Annotated in this window: 16 protein-coding genes; 9 read left to right on the forward strand and 7 right to left on the reverse strand. The window is 60.5% G+C overall.

Annotated features, from left to right (window positions below; all coding sequences use genetic code 11):
- Positions 1 to 273: 273 nt before the first annotated feature.
- The 7 genes from ACRX4W_RS07945 to ACRX4W_RS07975 all read left to right on the forward strand — a co-directional run bounded on the left by ACRX4W_RS07945 (position 274) and on the right by ACRX4W_RS07975 (position 7,355).
- Positions 274 to 1,212, forward strand: a complete 939-nt coding sequence (locus ACRX4W_RS07945) for a phosphate ABC transporter substrate-binding protein (protein WP_432299966.1) — start codon at positions 274 to 276, stop codon at positions 1,210 to 1,212.
- Between the two features lie 24 nt (positions 1,213 to 1,236).
- On the forward strand, positions 1,237 to 2,145 hold the full coding sequence (gene pstC / locus ACRX4W_RS07950; RefSeq protein ID WP_117735919.1) for a phosphate ABC transporter permease subunit PstC: 909 nt from the start codon (positions 1,237 to 1,239) through the stop codon (positions 2,143 to 2,145).
- Complete coding sequence (gene pstA / locus ACRX4W_RS07955; protein ID WP_117757753.1) at positions 2,138 to 3,064, forward strand: phosphate ABC transporter permease PstA; 927 nt, start codon at positions 2,138 to 2,140, stop codon at positions 3,062 to 3,064. The genes pstC and pstA overlap by 8 nt, the downstream gene beginning before the upstream one ends.
- Entirely contained in the window at positions 3,061 to 3,936 is an 876-nt protein-coding gene (pstB, locus tag ACRX4W_RS07960; protein WP_117757752.1) for a phosphate ABC transporter ATP-binding protein PstB, read from the forward strand. Before pstA ends, pstB begins: the two co-directional genes overlap by 4 nt.
- Before the next feature lie 205 nt (positions 3,937 to 4,141).
- Positions 4,142 to 6,001, forward strand: coding sequence for an ABC-F family ATP-binding cassette domain-containing protein (locus ACRX4W_RS07965; RefSeq protein ID WP_432299969.1), 1,860 nt, complete (start codon positions 4,142 to 4,144; stop codon positions 5,999 to 6,001).
- A 6-nt stretch (positions 6,002 to 6,007) separates the two neighbouring features.
- Positions 6,008 to 6,778, forward strand: a complete 771-nt coding sequence (locus tag ACRX4W_RS07970) for a Cof-type HAD-IIB family hydrolase (protein ID WP_368151963.1) — start codon at positions 6,008 to 6,010, stop codon at positions 6,776 to 6,778.
- Between the two features lie 187 nt (positions 6,779 to 6,965).
- Positions 6,966 to 7,355 carry a metal-dependent transcriptional regulator gene (locus ACRX4W_RS07975; protein WP_055252669.1) on the forward strand — a complete coding sequence of 130 codons (390 nt, stop codon included), beginning with the start codon at positions 6,966 to 6,968 and terminating at the stop codon, positions 7,353 to 7,355.
- Between the two features lie 162 nt (positions 7,356 to 7,517).
- Here ACRX4W_RS07975 and ACRX4W_RS07980 read toward each other — a convergent pair whose 3' ends face one another.
- The 5 genes from ACRX4W_RS07980 to ACRX4W_RS08000 form a co-directional block, all read right to left on the reverse strand.
- Entirely contained in the window at positions 7,518 to 9,470 is a 1,953-nt protein-coding gene (locus tag ACRX4W_RS07980; RefSeq protein ID WP_432299971.1) for a heavy metal translocating P-type ATPase, read from the reverse strand.
- 99 nt (positions 9,471 to 9,569) lie between these two features.
- Positions 9,570 to 9,788 (reverse strand): cation transporter, encoded by a 219-nt coding sequence (locus ACRX4W_RS07985; protein ID WP_055252067.1) that lies wholly within the window; start codon positions 9,786 to 9,788, stop codon positions 9,570 to 9,572.
- A 63-nt stretch (positions 9,789 to 9,851) separates the two neighbouring features.
- Entirely contained in the window at positions 9,852 to 10,217 is a 366-nt protein-coding gene (locus ACRX4W_RS07990; RefSeq protein ID WP_055252065.1) for an ArsR/SmtB family transcription factor, read from the reverse strand.
- Positions 10,218 to 10,636: 419 nt separating this feature from the next.
- The gene (locus ACRX4W_RS07995) at positions 10,637 to 11,827 is read right to left on the reverse strand and encodes a hypothetical protein (RefSeq protein WP_148315876.1); all 1,191 of its coding nucleotides are present in this window, start codon (positions 11,825 to 11,827) and stop codon (positions 10,637 to 10,639) included.
- 349 nt (positions 11,828 to 12,176) lie between these two features.
- Complete coding sequence (locus tag ACRX4W_RS08000; RefSeq protein ID WP_055252061.1) at positions 12,177 to 13,145, reverse strand: 3'-5' exonuclease; 969 nt, start codon at positions 13,143 to 13,145, stop codon at positions 12,177 to 12,179.
- 171 nt (positions 13,146 to 13,316) lie between these two features.
- Between ACRX4W_RS08000 and ACRX4W_RS08005 the strand changes: the two genes are divergently transcribed.
- On the forward strand, positions 13,317 to 14,405 hold the full coding sequence (locus tag ACRX4W_RS08005; protein ID WP_089572076.1) for a putative manganese transporter: 1,089 nt from the start codon (positions 13,317 to 13,319) through the stop codon (positions 14,403 to 14,405).
- 164 nt (positions 14,406 to 14,569) lie between these two features.
- Here ACRX4W_RS08005 and ACRX4W_RS08010 read toward each other — a convergent pair whose 3' ends face one another.
- Together ACRX4W_RS08010 and ACRX4W_RS08015 are read right to left on the reverse strand one after the other, a co-directional pair.
- A complete protein-coding gene (locus tag ACRX4W_RS08010; RefSeq protein ID WP_117563982.1) occupies positions 14,570 to 15,052 on the reverse strand; it encodes a YaiI/YqxD family protein in 483 nt (160 codons plus the stop codon).
- Positions 15,053 to 15,655: an HdeD family acid-resistance protein gene (locus tag ACRX4W_RS08015; RefSeq protein WP_117773002.1), complete on the reverse strand. Its 603-nt coding sequence runs from the start codon at positions 15,653 to 15,655 to the stop codon at positions 15,053 to 15,055.
- Between the two features lie 234 nt (positions 15,656 to 15,889).
- Here ACRX4W_RS08015 and ACRX4W_RS08020 point away from each other — a divergent pair, with 234 nt between their 5' ends.
- Entirely contained in the window at positions 15,890 to 16,561 is a 672-nt protein-coding gene (locus ACRX4W_RS08020; RefSeq protein WP_158558592.1) for a nitroreductase family protein, read from the forward strand.
- The last annotated feature ends 10 nt before the right edge of the window (positions 16,562 to 16,571 follow it).

The raw sequence follows: 16,571 nt of genomic DNA on the forward strand, positions 1-16,571 counted from the left end.
CTCGACCTTCTCCCTGCTGTACATGCGAACCTCCAGTCCGGACCGCCCCGCGGTCCAACTTTCTGTCCGCACCCCCTATTGGTGTAAAAGGTGCGCCATGTTCGGCGCTGGATTGTTATTCGTTTGTAAAGGCCGTGCTGCGCTTGCGGTAAGGGTTTATCAAATGCCCGTAAGAAACCGCAGTTGGCGCGGGTACTACCCGATCGGGGCCGTATTTTTCCAAACAGCAAAGCGGGCAGGGTGCCCGCGAGTTGCATGTATGAAAGGAAGATCATGCTCGATCAGGCTTATTCTCGTCGTCAGTTCCTCGGCCTCGCTGGTGGTCTTGCCAGCTTCGTGGGCCTCGGTCTCGTTGGTTGCGGCGGCTCCGGCGCATCCGACGCCGCCGACAAGGGTAGCGCCGCTGCTGCCGAGTCCGTCTCCGGCGAGGTGACCTACGACGGTGCCTCCTCTTTCCAGGCTCTCGTCGAGGCCGCTGCCGAGAAGTTCATGGACGCCAACCCCGATGTCTCCGTCTCCGGCTCGGGTAACGGTTCGGGCAAGGGCCTGACCGCTGTTGCCGCCGGCACCGTCACTATCGGTAACTCCGACGTCTTCGCCGAGACCAAGCTCGAGGCCGACCAGGTCAAGAACCTCGTCGACCACGAGGTCGCCGTCGTGGGCATGGGCCCCGTCGTCTCCAAGAACGTCAAGGTCGACGACCTGTCCCTCGAGCAGCTCAAGGGTATCTTCTCCGGCCAGATCACCAACTGGAAGGAGGTCGGCGGCGACGACGCCAAGATCGTCGTTCTCAACCGCAAGGCCGGCTCCGGCACCCGCGCCACCTTCGAGGCCGCCGTCTTTGGCGACGAGGCCGTCGACTTTAAGGGCGACGCCGAGCTCGACAAGTCCGGCGATGTCCAGACTCAGATGGGCAGCACCGACAATGCCATCTCCTACCTCGACTTCTCGCACTTCGACGACTCCAAGTTCAACGCCATCAAGGTCGAGGGCGTGGAGCCCAAGAGCGCAAACGTCACCGACGACTCCTTCAAGATCTGGGCGACCGAGCACATGTACTGCTCCAAGGACGCCGACGAGGCCACCAAGGCCTTCCTGGAGTTCATGCTTTCCGACGACGTCCAGGGCAAGCTCGTCGAGGAGCAGGGCTTTATCCCCGTCTCTGCTATGAAGGTCGTCAAGGACGCCAGCGGCAAGGTCTCCGCTAAATAAGTAATCGCCCCGGAAAGGTTTGCAATGGCAAAACAGCTGCCAAAGCGCGACCTTGAGAACGTGGGCCTGGGCGTCACGGGCGCGTGCGTAGCGCTCGTGACGCTTGTCGTTGCCGCGCTCATCTTTATGGTCGCCCAAAAGGGCCTCTCGGCTTTTCTCAAGGACGGCGTTTCGGTCGTCGAGTTCTTCACCGGCACCAAGTGGGACCTGGCCAACACAGCCGAAAACGGCCTGCCCTACACCGGCGCCCTGCCCCTGATCGTCACCTCGTTTGCGGTCATGGTGCTCTCCACGCTCATCGCGCTGCCCATCGCCATCGGCTCTGCCATCTTTGCGGTCGAGATCCAGCCTAAGTTTGGCTCCAAGGTCTTTCAGCCGCTTATTGAGCTTTTGACCGGCATTCCCTCGGTCGTCTTTGGCCTGATCGGTTTTCACGTGGTCGTCGGCCTTATGAAGAGCGTTTTCCATGTGAGCACGGGTCTGGGTATCTTGCCCGGCGCTATCGTGCTGGCAGTCATGATTCTGCCGACGATGACCACGCTTTCGGTCGATGGCCTGCGCGCCGTGCCCGATAGCTACCGCCAGGGTTCGCTCGCGCTGGGCTACACCCGCTGGCAGACCATCTGGCACGTGGTGCTCAAGTCCGCCATGCCGTCGCTCATGACCGCAGTCATCCTTGGCATGACCCGCGCCTTTGGCGAGACGCTCGCCGTGCGCATGGTCATTGGCGGCATCGAGGCCATGCCGACGTCGCTGCTGTCGCCGGCGTCTACCATCACCACCACGCTCACCACGTCCATGGCGGTCTATGCCGAGGGCTCGGCCCAGGACGACGTCCTGTGGGCGCTCGGTCTGCTGCTGATGGGCATGAGCCTCATCTTCATCTTGATCATCCACCTTATCGGCCGCAAGGGGGCGAAGGCTCGTGGCTAGCACGCGCATCCACATCGACGAGGCGAGACTCGGGCTTGTCCAAAAGCAGGACCGCATCGCCACGGGCGTGCTGACGGCGATTGTCGCCATCGTCATGCTTATCGTCGTCTCCATGGTGGCCTACATCCTGTTCGAGGGTATCTCGACGCTGTTCCAGCCGGGCTTTCTCACGCAGCCCGCACGCGCCAACGGAACGCAGGGCGGCGTGCTCTACCAGCTGTTCGACTCGTTCTATCTGCTGCTGATCACCCTGATCATCTCGGTGCCCATCAGCCTGGGCGGCGCGGTCTTTTTGGTTGAGTACGCGCCCGATGGGCCTATTCGCGACATCGCCTCGACCGCCATCGAGACGCTGTCCTCGCTGCCCTCCATTGTCGTAGGCATGTTCGGCTTTCTGGTGTTCTCGGTGCAGCTGGGCTGGAAGTACTCCATCATCTCCGGCGCCGTCGCGCTCACCATGTTCAACATCCCCATCCTGGTGCGCGTGATTCAGCAGGCGCTCGAGGACGTGCCGCAGGCCCAGCGCGATGCATGCCTGGCCATGGGCCTCACTCGCTGGGAGGCCACACTGCACATCCTGATTCCCGAGGCCATGCCCGCCATCGTGACCGGCATCGTGCTTTCGGCCGGCCGCGTGTTTGGCGAGGCCGCGGCGCTGCTCTTTACCTCGGGCATGAGCTCGCCGGTTCGCCTGAACTTCTTGAGCTTTAACCTGTCGAGCCCCACCTGCGCCTGGAACGTGTTCCGTCCCGGCGAGTCGCTGGCCGTGCACATCTACAAGATCTATGGCGAGGGCAGCCCCGAGGCCCAGCAGATCGTCTGGGGCACTGCGGCACTGCTGATGATTTGCGTGCTGCTGTTTAACGTAGTCGCCCGTATCGTGGGCAAGCAACTGGCAAGGAGGATGACGGCCGAATGAGCGAGACGAATGCGACGCCCGCAACCGAGGCGGCCACGTCCGACACCCCCCAGGACTTTCTGTCGAGCGTGGGGGAGAGCGAGAGGCGCGTGCGCGTGAGCGGCAAGGCCGTGAGCGACGAGGTCGTGCTCTCCGCCAAGGACGTCAACGTGTACTATGGCGACCACCATGCGCTGCACAATACGTCGCTCGACTTCCACAAGGGTGAGATCACGGCGCTCATCGGGCCTTCGGGCTGCGGCAAGTCGACCTTCTTGCGTAGCCTCAACCTGATGAATCGCGAGATTCGCCGCTGTCGCGTGGAGGGCGAGATCAACTACCGCGGGCGCAACGTGAACACCAAGACCGAGAACACGTACGAGCTGCGTCGCTCCATCGGCATGGTGTTCCAGCAGCCAAACCCCTTCCGCAAGTCCATTCGCGACAACATCACCTTTGCGCCCAAGCGCCACGGCATCACCGACCGTGACGAGCTCGACCGCATGGTCGAGGAAAGTCTGCGCGGTGCCGCGCTGTGGGACGAGGTCAAAGACAAGCTCGACAAGAGCGCCTACGCGCTTTCGGGCGGTCAGCAGCAGCGTCTGTGCATTGCGCGCACGCTGGCGCTCAACCCCGACGTAATCCTGTTTGACGAGCCCTGCTCGGCGCTCGACCCCATCTCGACGCTGGCGATCGAGGACCTCATGTCGTCGATCGTGGCCGACCGCGCCATCGTCATCGTGACGCACAACATGGAGCAGGCGTCGCGCGTGTCCAACCGCACGGCGTTTTTCTACATGGGCGATATGGTCGAGTACGACGAGACCGACGAGATTTTCCAACGGCCCAAGGATAAGCGGCTGAATGATTACCTCACCGGCATGTTCTCCTAGTCCGGGACATGCTTGAGGCCCGCGGCGGCCACGGTTGCCGCGGGACTGATTGGAGAGGCGGGTCATCTCTTGTGGGAGATGGCCCGCCTTTTTGCTCTGCGACCGAAACGACCGCCACAAAGGGGACAGGCGCCTTCGTGGTGGTTTGGGATGGGGCTCGCTGCTATCATGGACAACGTTGAATTTCTACGAAGGAGCAGGGCATATGGCGATTCTTTTGGGATGCGATTCCGTCAGCCTAGAGTTTCCCACCAAGCATATTTTTAATAGCGTAACGCTCGGCGTGGGCGAGGGCGACCGTATTGGTATTGTCGGCAAAAACGGCGACGGCAAGTCGACGCTGCTGAGTGTACTCGCCGGCACGCTGGAGCCCGACGACGGCCGCGTGACGCATCGCCGCGGCACCACGATCGGCCTGCTCGGCCAAAAGGACAACCTGGTCGATACCGACACCGTGCATCATGCTGTCGTCGGTGACACGCCTGAGTACGAGTGGGCCTCGAGCCCGCGTACACGTCAGATCCTCGCTGGCCTTATTAGCGATGTGCCCTGGGAGGGCATGGTGGGCGAGCTTTCGGGCGGCCAGCGCCGTCGTGTGGACCTCGCGCGCCTGCTGATCGGTGACTACGACGTGCTCATGCTCGACGAGCCCACCAACCACCTGGACATGCGTACCATCAACTGGCTTGCACGCCATCTTAAGGCTCGCTGGCAGCGCGGCCAGGGCGCCATGCTCGTGGTCACGCACGATCGCTGGTTCTTGGACGAGGTCTGCACTAGCATGTGGGAGGTCCACGACGGCCAGGTCGACCCCTTCGAGGGCGGTTACTCCGCATATATCCTTCAGCGCGTGGAGCGCGACCGCATGGCCGCGGTTACCGAGGAGCGCCGTCGCAACATGGCGCGCAAGGAGCTTGCATGGCTGAGCCGTGGCGCCCAGGCCCGTTCCACTAAGCCCAAGTTTCGCGTGGAAGCCGCCCGCGAGCTGATCGCCGACGTGCCGCCCGTGCGCGACGAGCTGGAGCTCAAGCGCCTCGCCGTGAGTCGCCTGGGCAAACAGGTCATCGACGTGATCGACGTGGACGCCGGCTATGCGGATACCGATGGCGCGCCCAAGCAGGTGCTCACCGATGTGACCTGGCTCATTGGTGCGGGCGACCGCTATGGTCTTTTGGGCGAGAACGGCGCCGGCAAGTCTACACTGCTTGACGTGATTCAGGGCAAGATCGCGCCCCTGCGCGGCCGCGTGAAGATTGGCCAGACGGTGCGCTTTGGCGTGCTGTCGCAGCAGCTCGAGGAGCTCGAGCCCTACATGGGCGACACAATCCGCGAGGTGCTCGGCAACTATAAAAAGTACTACGTCATCGATGGCAAGGAGACCTCGCCCGAGAAGCTCTGCGAGCGCCTGGGCTTTACGACTCAGCAGCTCTGGAGCCGTATCGGCGATCTTTCGGGCGGTCAACGCCGTCGCCTGTCGCTGCTGCTGACGATTCTGGACGAGCCCAACGTGCTCATCCTGGACGAGCCGGGCAACGACCTGGATACCGACATGCTCGCGATTGTCGAGGACCTGCTGGACGGCTGGCCCGGCACGCTGATCCTGGTGACGCACGATCGCTTTTTGATGGAGCGCGTGACCGACCAACAGTGGGCACTGCTCGATGGCCATCTGACGCATATGCCCGGCGGCGTGGACCAGTACCTGCGCCTGTGCAACGCTACCGCCGAGGGCGAGCCCGTGGGCGCGCCGAGCGCTAAGACCGGCACGTTTGACACCGGTGCCGCGGCGGCTGCGGCCGAAAAGCCCAAGTCGAGCGGTCAGCCCAACGGACTGTCCAACGCCGAGCGTCAGAAGCTCCGCCGCGAGGTGAGCTCGCTCGAGCGCAAGATGGAGACGCAGCGCGCCCGCGTGGAGGAGGCCGAGGCCGCCATGGCCCAGGTCGACCCCACCAACTACACGGCGCTGGGCGAGCAGCAGGCAAAGATCGACGAGGCTCACGCCGCCATGGACGAGCTGGAGATGGCGTGGCTCGAGGCGAGCGAAAAGCTCGAGGGCGAGGAGTAAACGAGGATGATCAAAGCCGCGTTTTTCGATATCGACGGCACACTGCTGAGTTTTAAGACCCACCGGATTCCGGCGTCGGCGCAGCAGGTGCTCGACAGCTTTCACGAGCAGGGGATCGCGTGCGTGATTGCTACGGGTCGCCCGACCTACCAGATGCCCGATTGGCTGTTCGACCTGGGCTGGGATGCGTACATTACGCTCTCGGGCCAGCATTGCTTTGATGCCGAGGGGGTTTACCGCAGCTGTCCGATTGATCCGGACGACGTTGCGGTGATCGTGGACCAGGTGGCGCAGGGGTGCTATGACTCGCTGTGCATGCAGGGCGAGAACTCGTTTGTGAACCGCCTGTCCGAGCGCGTGGTGACGGCTGGCAGCAACGCGGGAATCGTCTACCACGAGGAGCCGTTTGAGCACGCCTTTGACGCGCCGGTCTACCAGTTTTGCGCCTTTGTGGACCCGGCCGACGAGCATATCGTGACCGATGCCGTGTCGCATTCGCTCACCACGCGCTGGTGTGACCTGTTCTGCGACATTATTCCCGCTAACGGCGGCAAGGACCTGGGCGTGGCGGCGACGCTGGAGCGCCTGGGCATCGACGCGAGCGAGGCGATTGCCTTTGGCGACGGCGAGAACGACCTGTCGATGTTCTCGGCCGTGGGCACAAGTGTGGCCATGGGCAACGCGCAGGAGACCGTGAAGGCCGCAGCGACCTACGTAACGACCGCCGTGGACGACGACGGCATCTACAACGCCGCGAAGCACTTTGGATTGATGTAACTGCGGGCCGGCACCCGGCGCCTGGGGACACTCCTTGCGGGGCGTCCCCATTTTGTTTTCGTCCCGCACGTTTTGTGAAACACGGCTAACTTTTAGACAAAGTAGTAAGACATGGGCAACTTTTGCGGTAAAGTTAGCCGTGGAAAGTATCCAAAGGCTAACTAGCAATCATCGCGAAAGGCGGCCCATGGCCCTACGTGAATCCGGAGAAGACTATCTCGAATCGATCTACGTTCTGTCGGAACGTCAGGGTATCGTGCGCTCGATCGACGTTGCCGAATACTTGGGCGTAACCAAAGCAAGCGTCTCTAAAGCCATGGCGGCCTTGGAGAGCACCGGCTACGTGGAGATGGGCAAACGCGACGTGCATCTGACGGAACGCGGTCTTGAGGTTGCCCGTCAAATGTGGGAGCGCCACTGCTTTTTTGTAGGTCTGCTAGAGGACGCAGGCGTAACGCCCGAGGTCGCGTCGCAAGAGGGCTGCCACATGGAGCACTGCCTGAGCGAGGAGAGCTTCGAGAAGCTAAGATCGATGCTGAGACGGGAAGATGTAGCGGGTCCAACAACAGAAGCCTAACTGACCCACAGTAGCGCGGAGTTCACGCAAAGCGCGAACCAGCGACCGGGACCAGCGGCCCTTTCGGCCAAGTCCATTTCAGCAAAGGAACCCCGCCAGCAAGCGATGCCCAAGAACCGCCAGCTGTGTCAATGCAGGCCGGGGCCGGAGGGACCACGAGCGCTACAGGTTCTTGACACCCATCGCGCGCATGGCGTTCAGGATGGCGATGATCGCCACGCCTACGTCGCCAAAGACGGCAAGCCACATATTGGCGATACCCAGCGCTGCCAGCACAAGGATCAGCAGCTTAATGCCCAGCGCAAAGATTATGTTCTGCCAAACAATCGACATGGTCTTGCGCGCCACGCGGATCGCGCGGGAAATGTTGGACGGCTTGTCGTCCATCAGCACCACGTCGGCGGCCTCGATCGCGGCGTCGGAGCCCATGGCGCCCATGGCAATGCCCACATCGGCGCGCGTAAGCACAGGAGCGTCGTTGATACCGTCGCCGACAAAGGCGAGCTTGCCCTTGCCACTTTCGGCCGCGAGTAGCGCCTCAACGCGCTCGACCTTGTCGCCCGGCAGGAGCTGCGCGTGGAACTCGTCGAGACCGAGTTGCTTGGCCACAGACGCTGCAACCTCCTCGCGGTCGCCCGTGAGCATGACGGTGCGGTTGATACCGGCGGCATGCAGGTCGCGAATCGTTTGCTCCGCATCGGCCTTAACGGTGTCTGCAATCACGATGTGGCCGGCGTACACGCCGTCAACGAGCACGTGGAGGATCGTGCCGACAACCTCACAGTCCGGTGCTTCAACGCCGGCCGCGGCGAGCATCTTGGCGTTGCCAACGACGACGTGCTTGCCGTCGATGGTTGCCGTCACGCCGTGGCCCGCGTCGTTGGCGGAGTCGCTCACGCGCTTGGGGTCGACCTCGCCCTGGTAGGCGTCGCGCACGGACTGCGCGATGGGGTGATCGAAGAACGACTCAGCAAGGGCTGCGACTTCGAGCAGCGACTGCTCGGTATAGCCAGCCTCGGGGTGCACCGCGACGACTGAGAACGTGCCGTTGGTGAGGGTGCCCGTTTTGTCGAAGACGATGGTGTCCACGTCGGCGAGCGTCTCGAGGTAGTTGGAGCCCTTGATGAGAACGCCCAGCTTGGACGCGCCGCCGATGCCGCCAAAGAAACTCAACGGTACGCTGATCACGAGGGCGCACGGGCAGCTGACGACCAGGAAGGTCAGGCCGCGCAGAATCCAATCGGACCAAGCGCCAGTCACCAGGCCGCCGCCAAGCGCGAGCACCGCGGCAGCGCCAGTGACGGCGGGGGTGTAGACGCGGGCAAAGCGCGTGATGAAGTTCTCGGTGCGCGCCTTCTTTTCGCTGGCATTCTCCACGAGCTCCAGAACACGCGCGACGGTTGACTCGCCAAAGGGCTTGGTGGTGCGCACGTGGATGAGGCCCGTCATGTTGATGCAGCCGCTGATGATATCGTCGCCGGTCTTGGCGGGGCGGGGGACTGACTCGCCCGTGAGCGCGGCGGTGTCGAGCTGGGTTTTGCCCTCGACGATGACGCCGTCGATAGGCACGCGCTCGCCGGGCTTGACCACGATCACGGTGCCGACGGCGATGTCATCGGGAAAGACCTGTTCGAGTGTGCCGTCGGCTTGCTCGACGTTAGCGTAGTCGGGCGCGATGTCCATCATGGCACTGATCGACTTGCGGCTCTTGCCCACGGCGTATGCCTGGAACAACTCGCCGACCTGGTAGAACAGCATGACGGCGGCGCCTTCGGCCATGTGCGGGTCGGTGTCGGGGAAGAGCACCATGGCAAACGCGCCGATGGTCGCGACGGCCATGAGGAAGCTCTCGTCGAAGGCCTTGCCGCGGCGGATGTTATTGAATGCCTTTTGCAGTACGTCGTAGCCGGCAATCAAAAACGGCACGAGGAACAGCGCGAAGCTGGCGTAGATGTTGCCGGGCTCCCCAAATGCGATAGTGAGGGCGCCGAGCTCGTCGAGGGCATAAACAACGGCAAAAATGCCCAGTGCTACCAGGATGCGGTTGCGCTTGTGCTCAAGGGACTCTTTCTTCTTGCGCTTCTTCTTTTTCTTTTTGGGGTCGGCGGCTGCCATGATTCAAACCTCCCATTTGAGTGTATGAACACTTGCTCATATAATTTCGCGAGCAAAGGCCGCGGCAAGCGCGGCCTTACAGGTCAACGTGTGCGCGGGTTAGAGAATGATCTCGCAGTCCGGCTCGGCGTCGGCGGTGAACTCAACGACGCGGTCCAGGACCTCGTCGAACTTGGCGTCGTCGGCCTCGAGCGTCAGCTTCTGGGTCATAAAGTTGACCGAAACGGACTTGACGCCATCGAGCTTAGCCAGCTCGTCCTGAAGTTCACGCGCGCAGTTGGCGCAATCGATCTCGTCGAGCTTAAACTGCTTTTTCATGGTGGGTTCCTTTCCCTGTGTTGGCGGTCTGGGTGCCGGCCGCGCTGATACCGTGGTTGATTGCTATTCGCAGATATGGCTCATGCCCTGGTTGAGCATGGTATAGACATGATCGTCAGCGAGCGAGTAGAGAATGTTGCGGCCGTCGCGGCGGAACTTGACCAGGTGCGACTGCTTAAGCGTGCGCAGCTGGTGCGACACCGCAGACTGCGAGGTCGCGGTCGCTTCGGCGATGTCAGCCACGCAGAGCTCGCGGCCCATGAGGGCATAGAGAATCTTGATGCGCGTGGTGTCGCTGAAGACCTTGAACAGGTCGGCAAGGTCGTAGAGAAGTTCCTCGTCGGGAAGGTCCTCGGGCGAGCAGGTGGTGGGGACGATCGGCTCGGTGGCCTCGATGCCAGTCTTTGTTTCATCAGCGTGGCTGCTCATTGCAATATCCTTTCATATGAACATGCGCTCATATAACTTACTTCCGATTATATGAGCGCATGTTCATATGTCAATGACGTACAGGTAATTCGTCGCATAAAATGATGGGGAATAGTGGACGAGATTCCGGACTGAGCGGTTTTGATAGCCGATGCCGGGGTGGGTGCCCCCGCGCCGTGCAAAAATTGGAGTATTCTGCAACTATAGGGGGTCCGTTAATCTATTCCAGGCCAAATAAAGCCGCTCAAGAGTTATCCAAGGGCGGTAAACAGACAAGGCCTTCCTCAAATGTTGCCTAACGTTCCCGTTCGATAGCGTTTTTGTTTTTCATTTGGATTAACTTGTGGGTGCTGGAGGGCCGACCCTGCTGAATACTCGCAATTATGCACATCGCTAGGGTACCCACCTTGTTAGCCGGTCTAGCTTCCGGCCCCGAAGATTCTGCCCTCGGGCGCGAGGCTGCTTATTTGGGCAAATGATGGGCTGTCGGATTCGACAGTCTGCATGTCATCGATTGCCGGAACTTCATTTATTGTCGGGTCATCCAGCGTGATGCCTTCGAGTGTTGCTTTTTCGAGGTCGATTCGTTGACGATCTTCGGAATCCTGGCGAAGCTGCTTCTGAATTCTCTTTTTCTCTTCTATAAACCTTCTGAGCACAAACTGTCTCAGGTCCTCTTGCATGATTTGAAAGTCTTTTGGCAGACGCGAGGGGCGTATGCCCTCTTTCCGTTGGATCGCCTCCATGACCCTAACGAAAGCGCTGGCATGCATAAAGGAATAACGACTGACGGTGATGATTCCGTATCCCATGGACGCAAGCGCATTCTTGCGCTCCTCATCGATGGCGCGGTCTTCTTCCGCGTCATGATAAAACCCGTTGTATTCAATGTCTGTGCGAGATTTCTTTAGATACGCATCCATAAAGAACTTTTTGCGTCTCGTGAGATTCTTTGCGGCAGCGGTGACCTGCACCTCGCAATCGGTCTCAATTCCCTTAATACCAAGCCCTCCTTCGCTTTTAGGCAGCGTTAGCATCATGACAAAGGCCGTTTCCATAGGAGACCGGCATCCGTCGCGCACACATTGAATCGCCTTTCGGGCAAGGGCCAGACCGTCGCATCTGGTAATGGAATTAAAGAACTGTTTTAACCTTTCGGTCGAGGTGAGCGCGAAACGTTCGTTATACGAGGTGGAAGAGCCGGTTCCAAGGGAGTAAGCGCCGCACAATTCAAAGTAGTACTCCACCAGTTCGCGAAAAGGGAGATAGGTGGCGGCCTGAAGTGCGCAAAGCTCAACGCCAACAATGAAGATGCCATCTTTGAGCTCTATAAAGCGTGAGCTCGAGAATCGTTTTGACGAAACGTGGCATTGACAGTTCATTGCATAGCGCGCATTCCTGCGATCAAACACCATTACTTCGAGGCAATCATTTGCGTCAAGGGAAACATCGTGTTTGGTGAGCCATTCTGCGGCTGCGTCAAGGAGCGTTCCGGTGGGACATGATCCGTAAATCGCGGCAGGGTTACAGGGCTCGGTGTCTTTCGTAGACGCCGAATGCGCGGCCTGGTAGACCGCTTTTGCAGTGGTATGTGACAATACGATACTCATGGTATATATCGTGTCAGCTAATGCCGTGCTGATGGCGCTGAGTGGGAAAGTCGTTTTAGGGGCCTAACCAAATGCTGTCCAAAAGCTTGACGCAATTATGGGTTGGCATGCCTAAAATCAATGTTATCGCAGCTTAGCTATAGCATATAAAAACTCAATTGCTGCACATTTGATATCGATGCATCACCATCCGACAACGAATTACGTGTCGGGAATTGGCCGAAATCGTTCAAAATGAGGGTTCAGAATATGTGATGGCAGATCTATCTGTGGAACGTAGGGCGGCCCCGCTGCGGTGTTTCCCGCTGCGAGGCCGCTCGTGAGCAAGTAGTGTTTGTCGCAGGCGTTGCTATTTCGCGAATAGGTTCTTGAGGTTGAACTCGGCCTGTACCGTGCGGAGCATGAGGTCGGTGTCGTCCAGACCCAGATGCTGCTCGTTGGCGTCGGGCGCGAGGGTGCCGCGACGGCGTGCCCAGTTCTCGAGCGCGGCTGGGGCGGACTCGCGGGGGAGCGAGCGCACGTCGGCGTCCAGGCTGCGGCAGATCTGGCGCGAGTCGATGACGATGATCTTGCCGGCGCGGCGTGCCTCGGCGTAGCCGTCCAGGTGGATCTTGAACCAGCTGTCCTCAAAGGCGGCGTTGTGTGCCATGTACGGGTACTTCTTCATAAGCTTGAGCAGCTGCTTTTGCAGCTCTTTGTTCTCGCGGAACGGCTTTTTGCCGTCGATGTCGTCCCAGGTGATGTGGTGGATATTCGACAACGGCACATCCTCGCCGCGGTAGATGTCGGGCAGGCCGCAGTAGTGTGCCTCGGCGTCATGCGGGACGGCGTCGCTGGTGAGCTCCATGATCTCCCAGCCCACGTTGATGATATAGCCGCGCTCGGGTGCACGGCCGGTGGTCTCGATGTCGATACCGAGCACGGTGCCCTGGATGGGCTTGCGGGCGTAGGCCACGCCGAGCGCGTCGCGGTCGCCGCGGATTTCGCGCATAACGGACGCGGCGGTGCGCTTTTGCATCTTGCCGATGGCGGCGCAGGTGTCGGCATCGGACAGGCCGCGCGAGAGCGTCGCGGGCGTCACGTTGCGCAGACGCGCCTCGCCAATCTGGTCGCACAGGTCGCGGTTGCGGTCGGCCAGGTCGCGCACGGTGGCAAAGTCGAAGCCGGGGTCGCCCTCGGCGGTAAAGTACTCGGTCTCGAGCACCTTGAGGGCCTCCTCGCCCTTCTGGCGCTCGGACTCCATGGCGCCGTGGTCGCCGTAGATAAACATGGGGATAAACGGCTGGCGCTCGTATTCGAGTGCTTGCGATACGTTCATATGCTACTCCTTGGACGGGCCGCGTTGTGCGGCTCGAGGTTACTGAGTTATGGCGAGATGATAGTTTACCATAGGCAACTATTGGCACCGCGCCCGGGACAACTACAATACCCTAGTTGACCGCTAGGACTTTTACAATGCTGCCGAAAGACACGAAAGGTTCCATCCGTCATGGATTTACTGATTGATATTCTGCTCGACGCCGGCAAGGACACGCTGTCGCTGGTGCCGTTTTTGTTGGTGACGTATCTTGCTCTCGAGACACTTGAGCACGTTGCGGGCGACCGCGTCAACGGCGCTATCAAGCGCGCCGGCGCTGCGGGTCCCGTGGTTGGCTCGCTGCTGGGCATGGTGCCGCAGTGCGGATTTTCGGCCATGGCAGCAACGCTGTACGCCGGCCGTGTCGTGACCTTGGGCACGTTGGTGGCGGTGTTCCTTTCGACCTCCGATGAGATGCTGCCGCTGTTGCTTGCCGAGCAGGTTCCCGTGCAGACTATGGCGATGCTTTTGGCTTCGAAAGCGCTGATCGCACTGGTCACGGGTTTTATCGTGGACGCTGCCATTCGCGGCCTGCGCCGTAACGCCCGCGCGCACGCGGCGATTCGCCGTACCGTGCTGGGAACCGCGGCCAACCCGGCCCACGTGAACTGCGCGCACGACGACCACAGCGGCGGTGACATCATCGACGAGGTGGCCGAGGCAGGCGTGAGCGCCGACCACATCCACGAGCTGTGCGAGCGCGACCATTGCGGTTGTGATGAAGACGAGGACGAGCACGAACACGGACATGGCCACGATCACGGTCATGAGGGCGAACATGAACACCATGATGGTCACGGTCACTCTCACTCCCACGAAGGGACGCCTGTCCTGTCGATCATCCGCAGTGCGATCTCGCACACCGTGCAGGTCTCGGTATTCATTTTTCTGGTGACGCTGATTCTGGTCGCCGTGCTCGAGACGTTCGGCGAGTCCGCGATCGAGCAGTTCCTGCGCGGCAACGAGACACTCGCTGTCCTGGGTTCGGCGCTTGTCGGGCTGATTCCCAATTGCTCGGCGAGCGTGGTCATTACACAGCTGTATCTGGAAGGCGCGCTGCAACTGGCGCCGATGCTCGCCGGCACGCTCATTTCCGCCGGCGTGGGTTATCTGGTGCTGTTCCGCACCAACCGCAGCGCCCGCGAAAATGCCGTGTTCCTGATCATGATGTACGTCATCGGCACTGGCTGGGGCCTCATCCTCTCCGCCGTTGGCCTCTAAGTAGGCCTAAAAAATGGGCTTCAAATAGCCATGCTCAGCGCCTGCGCAATGCGGCGACGCATGGCATTTTGAAGCCCGTTTTTTGTTGAGCCATGGATTCCGAGCGCTCACACCGCTCAAAACAAAAAGGTAGATTTTAGGCATGTCTCAAAAATCTACCTTGGTTAGTGCAGCAACTCGGTGAGGTTGCGTTTAAAGCGGGCGCGGTCTTCGCTGGTAAATGCTGCCGGACCGCGAGTGCGTCCGCCGGCGCGGCGTACCTTCTTTTCCTCGTGGCGAATAAACAGCTGCATGTCGATAGTCGCCTTGTCGTACACGCGCCCGCGCACACCGATGGCGGCGGCATCGCGCCCGAGCACCATGCTCGCCAAGCCAATGTCCTGCGTCACGACCACGTCGCCCGCCTGCAGGCGTTCGACAATGGCAAAGTCGGCGCTGTCGGCGCCCACGCTCACGTCGAGCGTCGTGACCCAAAAGCCGCGTCGCGCGTGCTCGGCATCGCGCGGGTCGTCGCGGCGAATGTGCCGTTCCAGGTTTTGCGTGCTGTTGCCGGCGATAACAACGGCGACGCCCGCCCGCCGCGCGCAGTCAATCGACTCGCGCGTGACCGGGCAGGCGTCGGCATCAATAAAGAGCGTCTTTGGCATCTAGCGCACCAGTTTGCCAAACTGAATGGCGCGAACAATGAGCGTCACGCCAAACACCAGCAGCGCGGCACCGCTAAAGATGACGAGCATCTTGGCCGACCACAGCGGATAGATAAACACGAACATGCCGGCGATGATGGAAAGTGCGCCGCTCAGGATAGCGAGGGCGCGGTTGGACGAAAGCTCGGACTCCAGAATGGACATGACACCTTCGACAATCCAGCCAAAGCCGGCCACGATAACCACCATCGTGGTGAGCGTCGCGGTCGAGAAGGCCTGGTTGCGCAGGATTATGACGCCGCCCAAGATAATGAGTAGGTTGGAGATGATGCTCGTCACGCGCCAGCCGGTGGGCAGCAGCGGCTCAAAAATGGCAGTGAATAGTCTGATGGCAGCAGTGATTACAAAGTAAAAACCCAGGACAGTCGTCAAAAAGACGAGGGACTTGGCAGGTGCAAAAAGCAGCGCGATACCAGCAATGAGTGCTAAGACGCCCGTGATGGCGTAGATCCAGCGTACGGCCTTGACGGCTTTGCCCGCCATGCTTTTCTCGTCAAATCCAAACTGGCTCGATTTTTGATCATCGTTCTTAAAGATGCCCATAAGTCTCCTTTCCGTGCGGCGTAAGCCTTGATCGTTACAACCAGTATCCCCTAAGGGCGCTGACGTATGGGTCGGGGAGGGCGAAACGTAACCCAAAGGCCCCGAATTGTTTCCGTTGTTCCCCACGTCGCGATTTTCTATTCAACAGGTGTAGAACATTGCAGCCCTGTTCGTTATTGCCTACGTTTTAGGTTAGATTTTCCTAAGGACAATTGGCTTGTATTGGGGGTCCCTATGAACGAAGCAGTTCCCGAGGCACCGTCGAGTGTCGAATCGATGGCAAAGCAAGGTTGCGAAAAGCTTGGCCTGGACACGTTTGACGCGCTGGTCCGCCGCGCCCGTACGTGCCGCCGTTTTGACGAGTCCATGCGCGTGCCGCGCGAGTTTTTGCTCGAGCTGGCGGAACTGGCGCACCTGGCTCCCTGCGGCGCCAATGCTCAGCGTCTGCGTTTTCATGTGGTGAGCGGTGCCGAGGATTGCGCGCGTGTATTTGATGAGCTTGCATGGGCCGGCGCGCTTAAGGATTGGTCGGGTCCTGCCGAGGGCGAGCGTCCGACCGGCTACATCGCGATTCTTGCCGAGCGCGCTGTTCCGGGTAAGCCCGCCGCGCCCATCACCGAGGTCGACACGGGCATTGCCGCGCAGACGATGATGCTCGCCGCTCGCAGCGCCACGCCCGAGGTGGCAGCCTGCATGTTCAAGGCCTTTACGCCCCGCGCGATCGATGCTATGGGGCTCGATAACGACAAGTATGAGCTCAAGCTGATCATGGCTTTTGGCGTGCCGGCCGAGACGCAGATGATCGATGCGATCGATTCCAACCCCGACGGCTCAATTAATTACTGGCGTGACGATGCGCAGGTGCACCACGTACCCAAGCGCCCGCTCGCCGACGTGCTGGTGTAGCTGAGCGTCA

It is taken from the genome of Collinsella aerofaciens, assembly GCF_964283865.1.
Lineage (GTDB): Bacteria > Actinomycetota > Coriobacteriia > Coriobacteriales > Coriobacteriaceae > Collinsella.

Coding starts and splice junctions, on each gene's coding strand:
- ACRX4W_RS07975 (WP_055252669.1), top strand. CDS start 6,966: ATGGCCCTACGTGAATCCGGAGAAGACTATCTCGAATCGATCTACGTT.
- ACRX4W_RS08005 (WP_089572076.1), top strand. CDS start 13,317: ATGGATTTACTGATTGATATTCTGCTCGACGCCGGCAAGGACACGCTG.
- ACRX4W_RS07945 (WP_432299966.1), top strand. CDS start 274: ATGCTCGATCAGGCTTATTCTCGTCGTCAGTTCCTCGGCCTCGCTGGT.
- ACRX4W_RS08015 (WP_117773002.1), bottom strand. CDS start 15,655: ATGGGCATCTTTAAGAACGATGATCAAAAATCGAGCCAGTTTGGATTT.
- ACRX4W_RS08020 (WP_158558592.1), top strand. CDS start 15,890: ATGAACGAAGCAGTTCCCGAGGCACCGTCGAGTGTCGAATCGATGGCA.
- ACRX4W_RS08010 (WP_117563982.1), bottom strand. CDS start 15,052: ATGCCAAAGACGCTCTTTATTGATGCCGACGCCTGCCCGGTCACGCGC.
- ACRX4W_RS07965 (WP_432299969.1), top strand. CDS start 4,142: ATGGCGATTCTTTTGGGATGCGATTCCGTCAGCCTAGAGTTTCCCACC.
- ACRX4W_RS07995 (WP_148315876.1), bottom strand. CDS start 11,827: ATGAGTATCGTATTGTCACATACCACTGCAAAAGCGGTCTACCAGGCC.
- pstC (WP_117735919.1), top strand. CDS start 1,237: ATGGCAAAACAGCTGCCAAAGCGCGACCTTGAGAACGTGGGCCTGGGC.
- ACRX4W_RS07985 (WP_055252067.1), bottom strand. CDS start 9,788: ATGAAAAAGCAGTTTAAGCTCGACGAGATCGATTGCGCCAACTGCGCG.
- ACRX4W_RS07990 (WP_055252065.1), bottom strand. CDS start 10,217: ATGAGCAGCCACGCTGATGAAACAAAGACTGGCATCGAGGCCACCGAG.
- pstB (WP_117757752.1), top strand. CDS start 3,061: ATGAGCGAGACGAATGCGACGCCCGCAACCGAGGCGGCCACGTCCGAC.
- ACRX4W_RS07980 (WP_432299971.1), bottom strand. CDS start 9,470: ATGGCAGCCGCCGACCCCAAAAAGAAAAAGAAGAAGCGCAAGAAGAAA.
- ACRX4W_RS08000 (WP_055252061.1), bottom strand. CDS start 13,145: ATGAACGTATCGCAAGCACTCGAATACGAGCGCCAGCCGTTTATCCCC.
- ACRX4W_RS07970 (WP_368151963.1), top strand. CDS start 6,008: ATGATCAAAGCCGCGTTTTTCGATATCGACGGCACACTGCTGAGTTTT.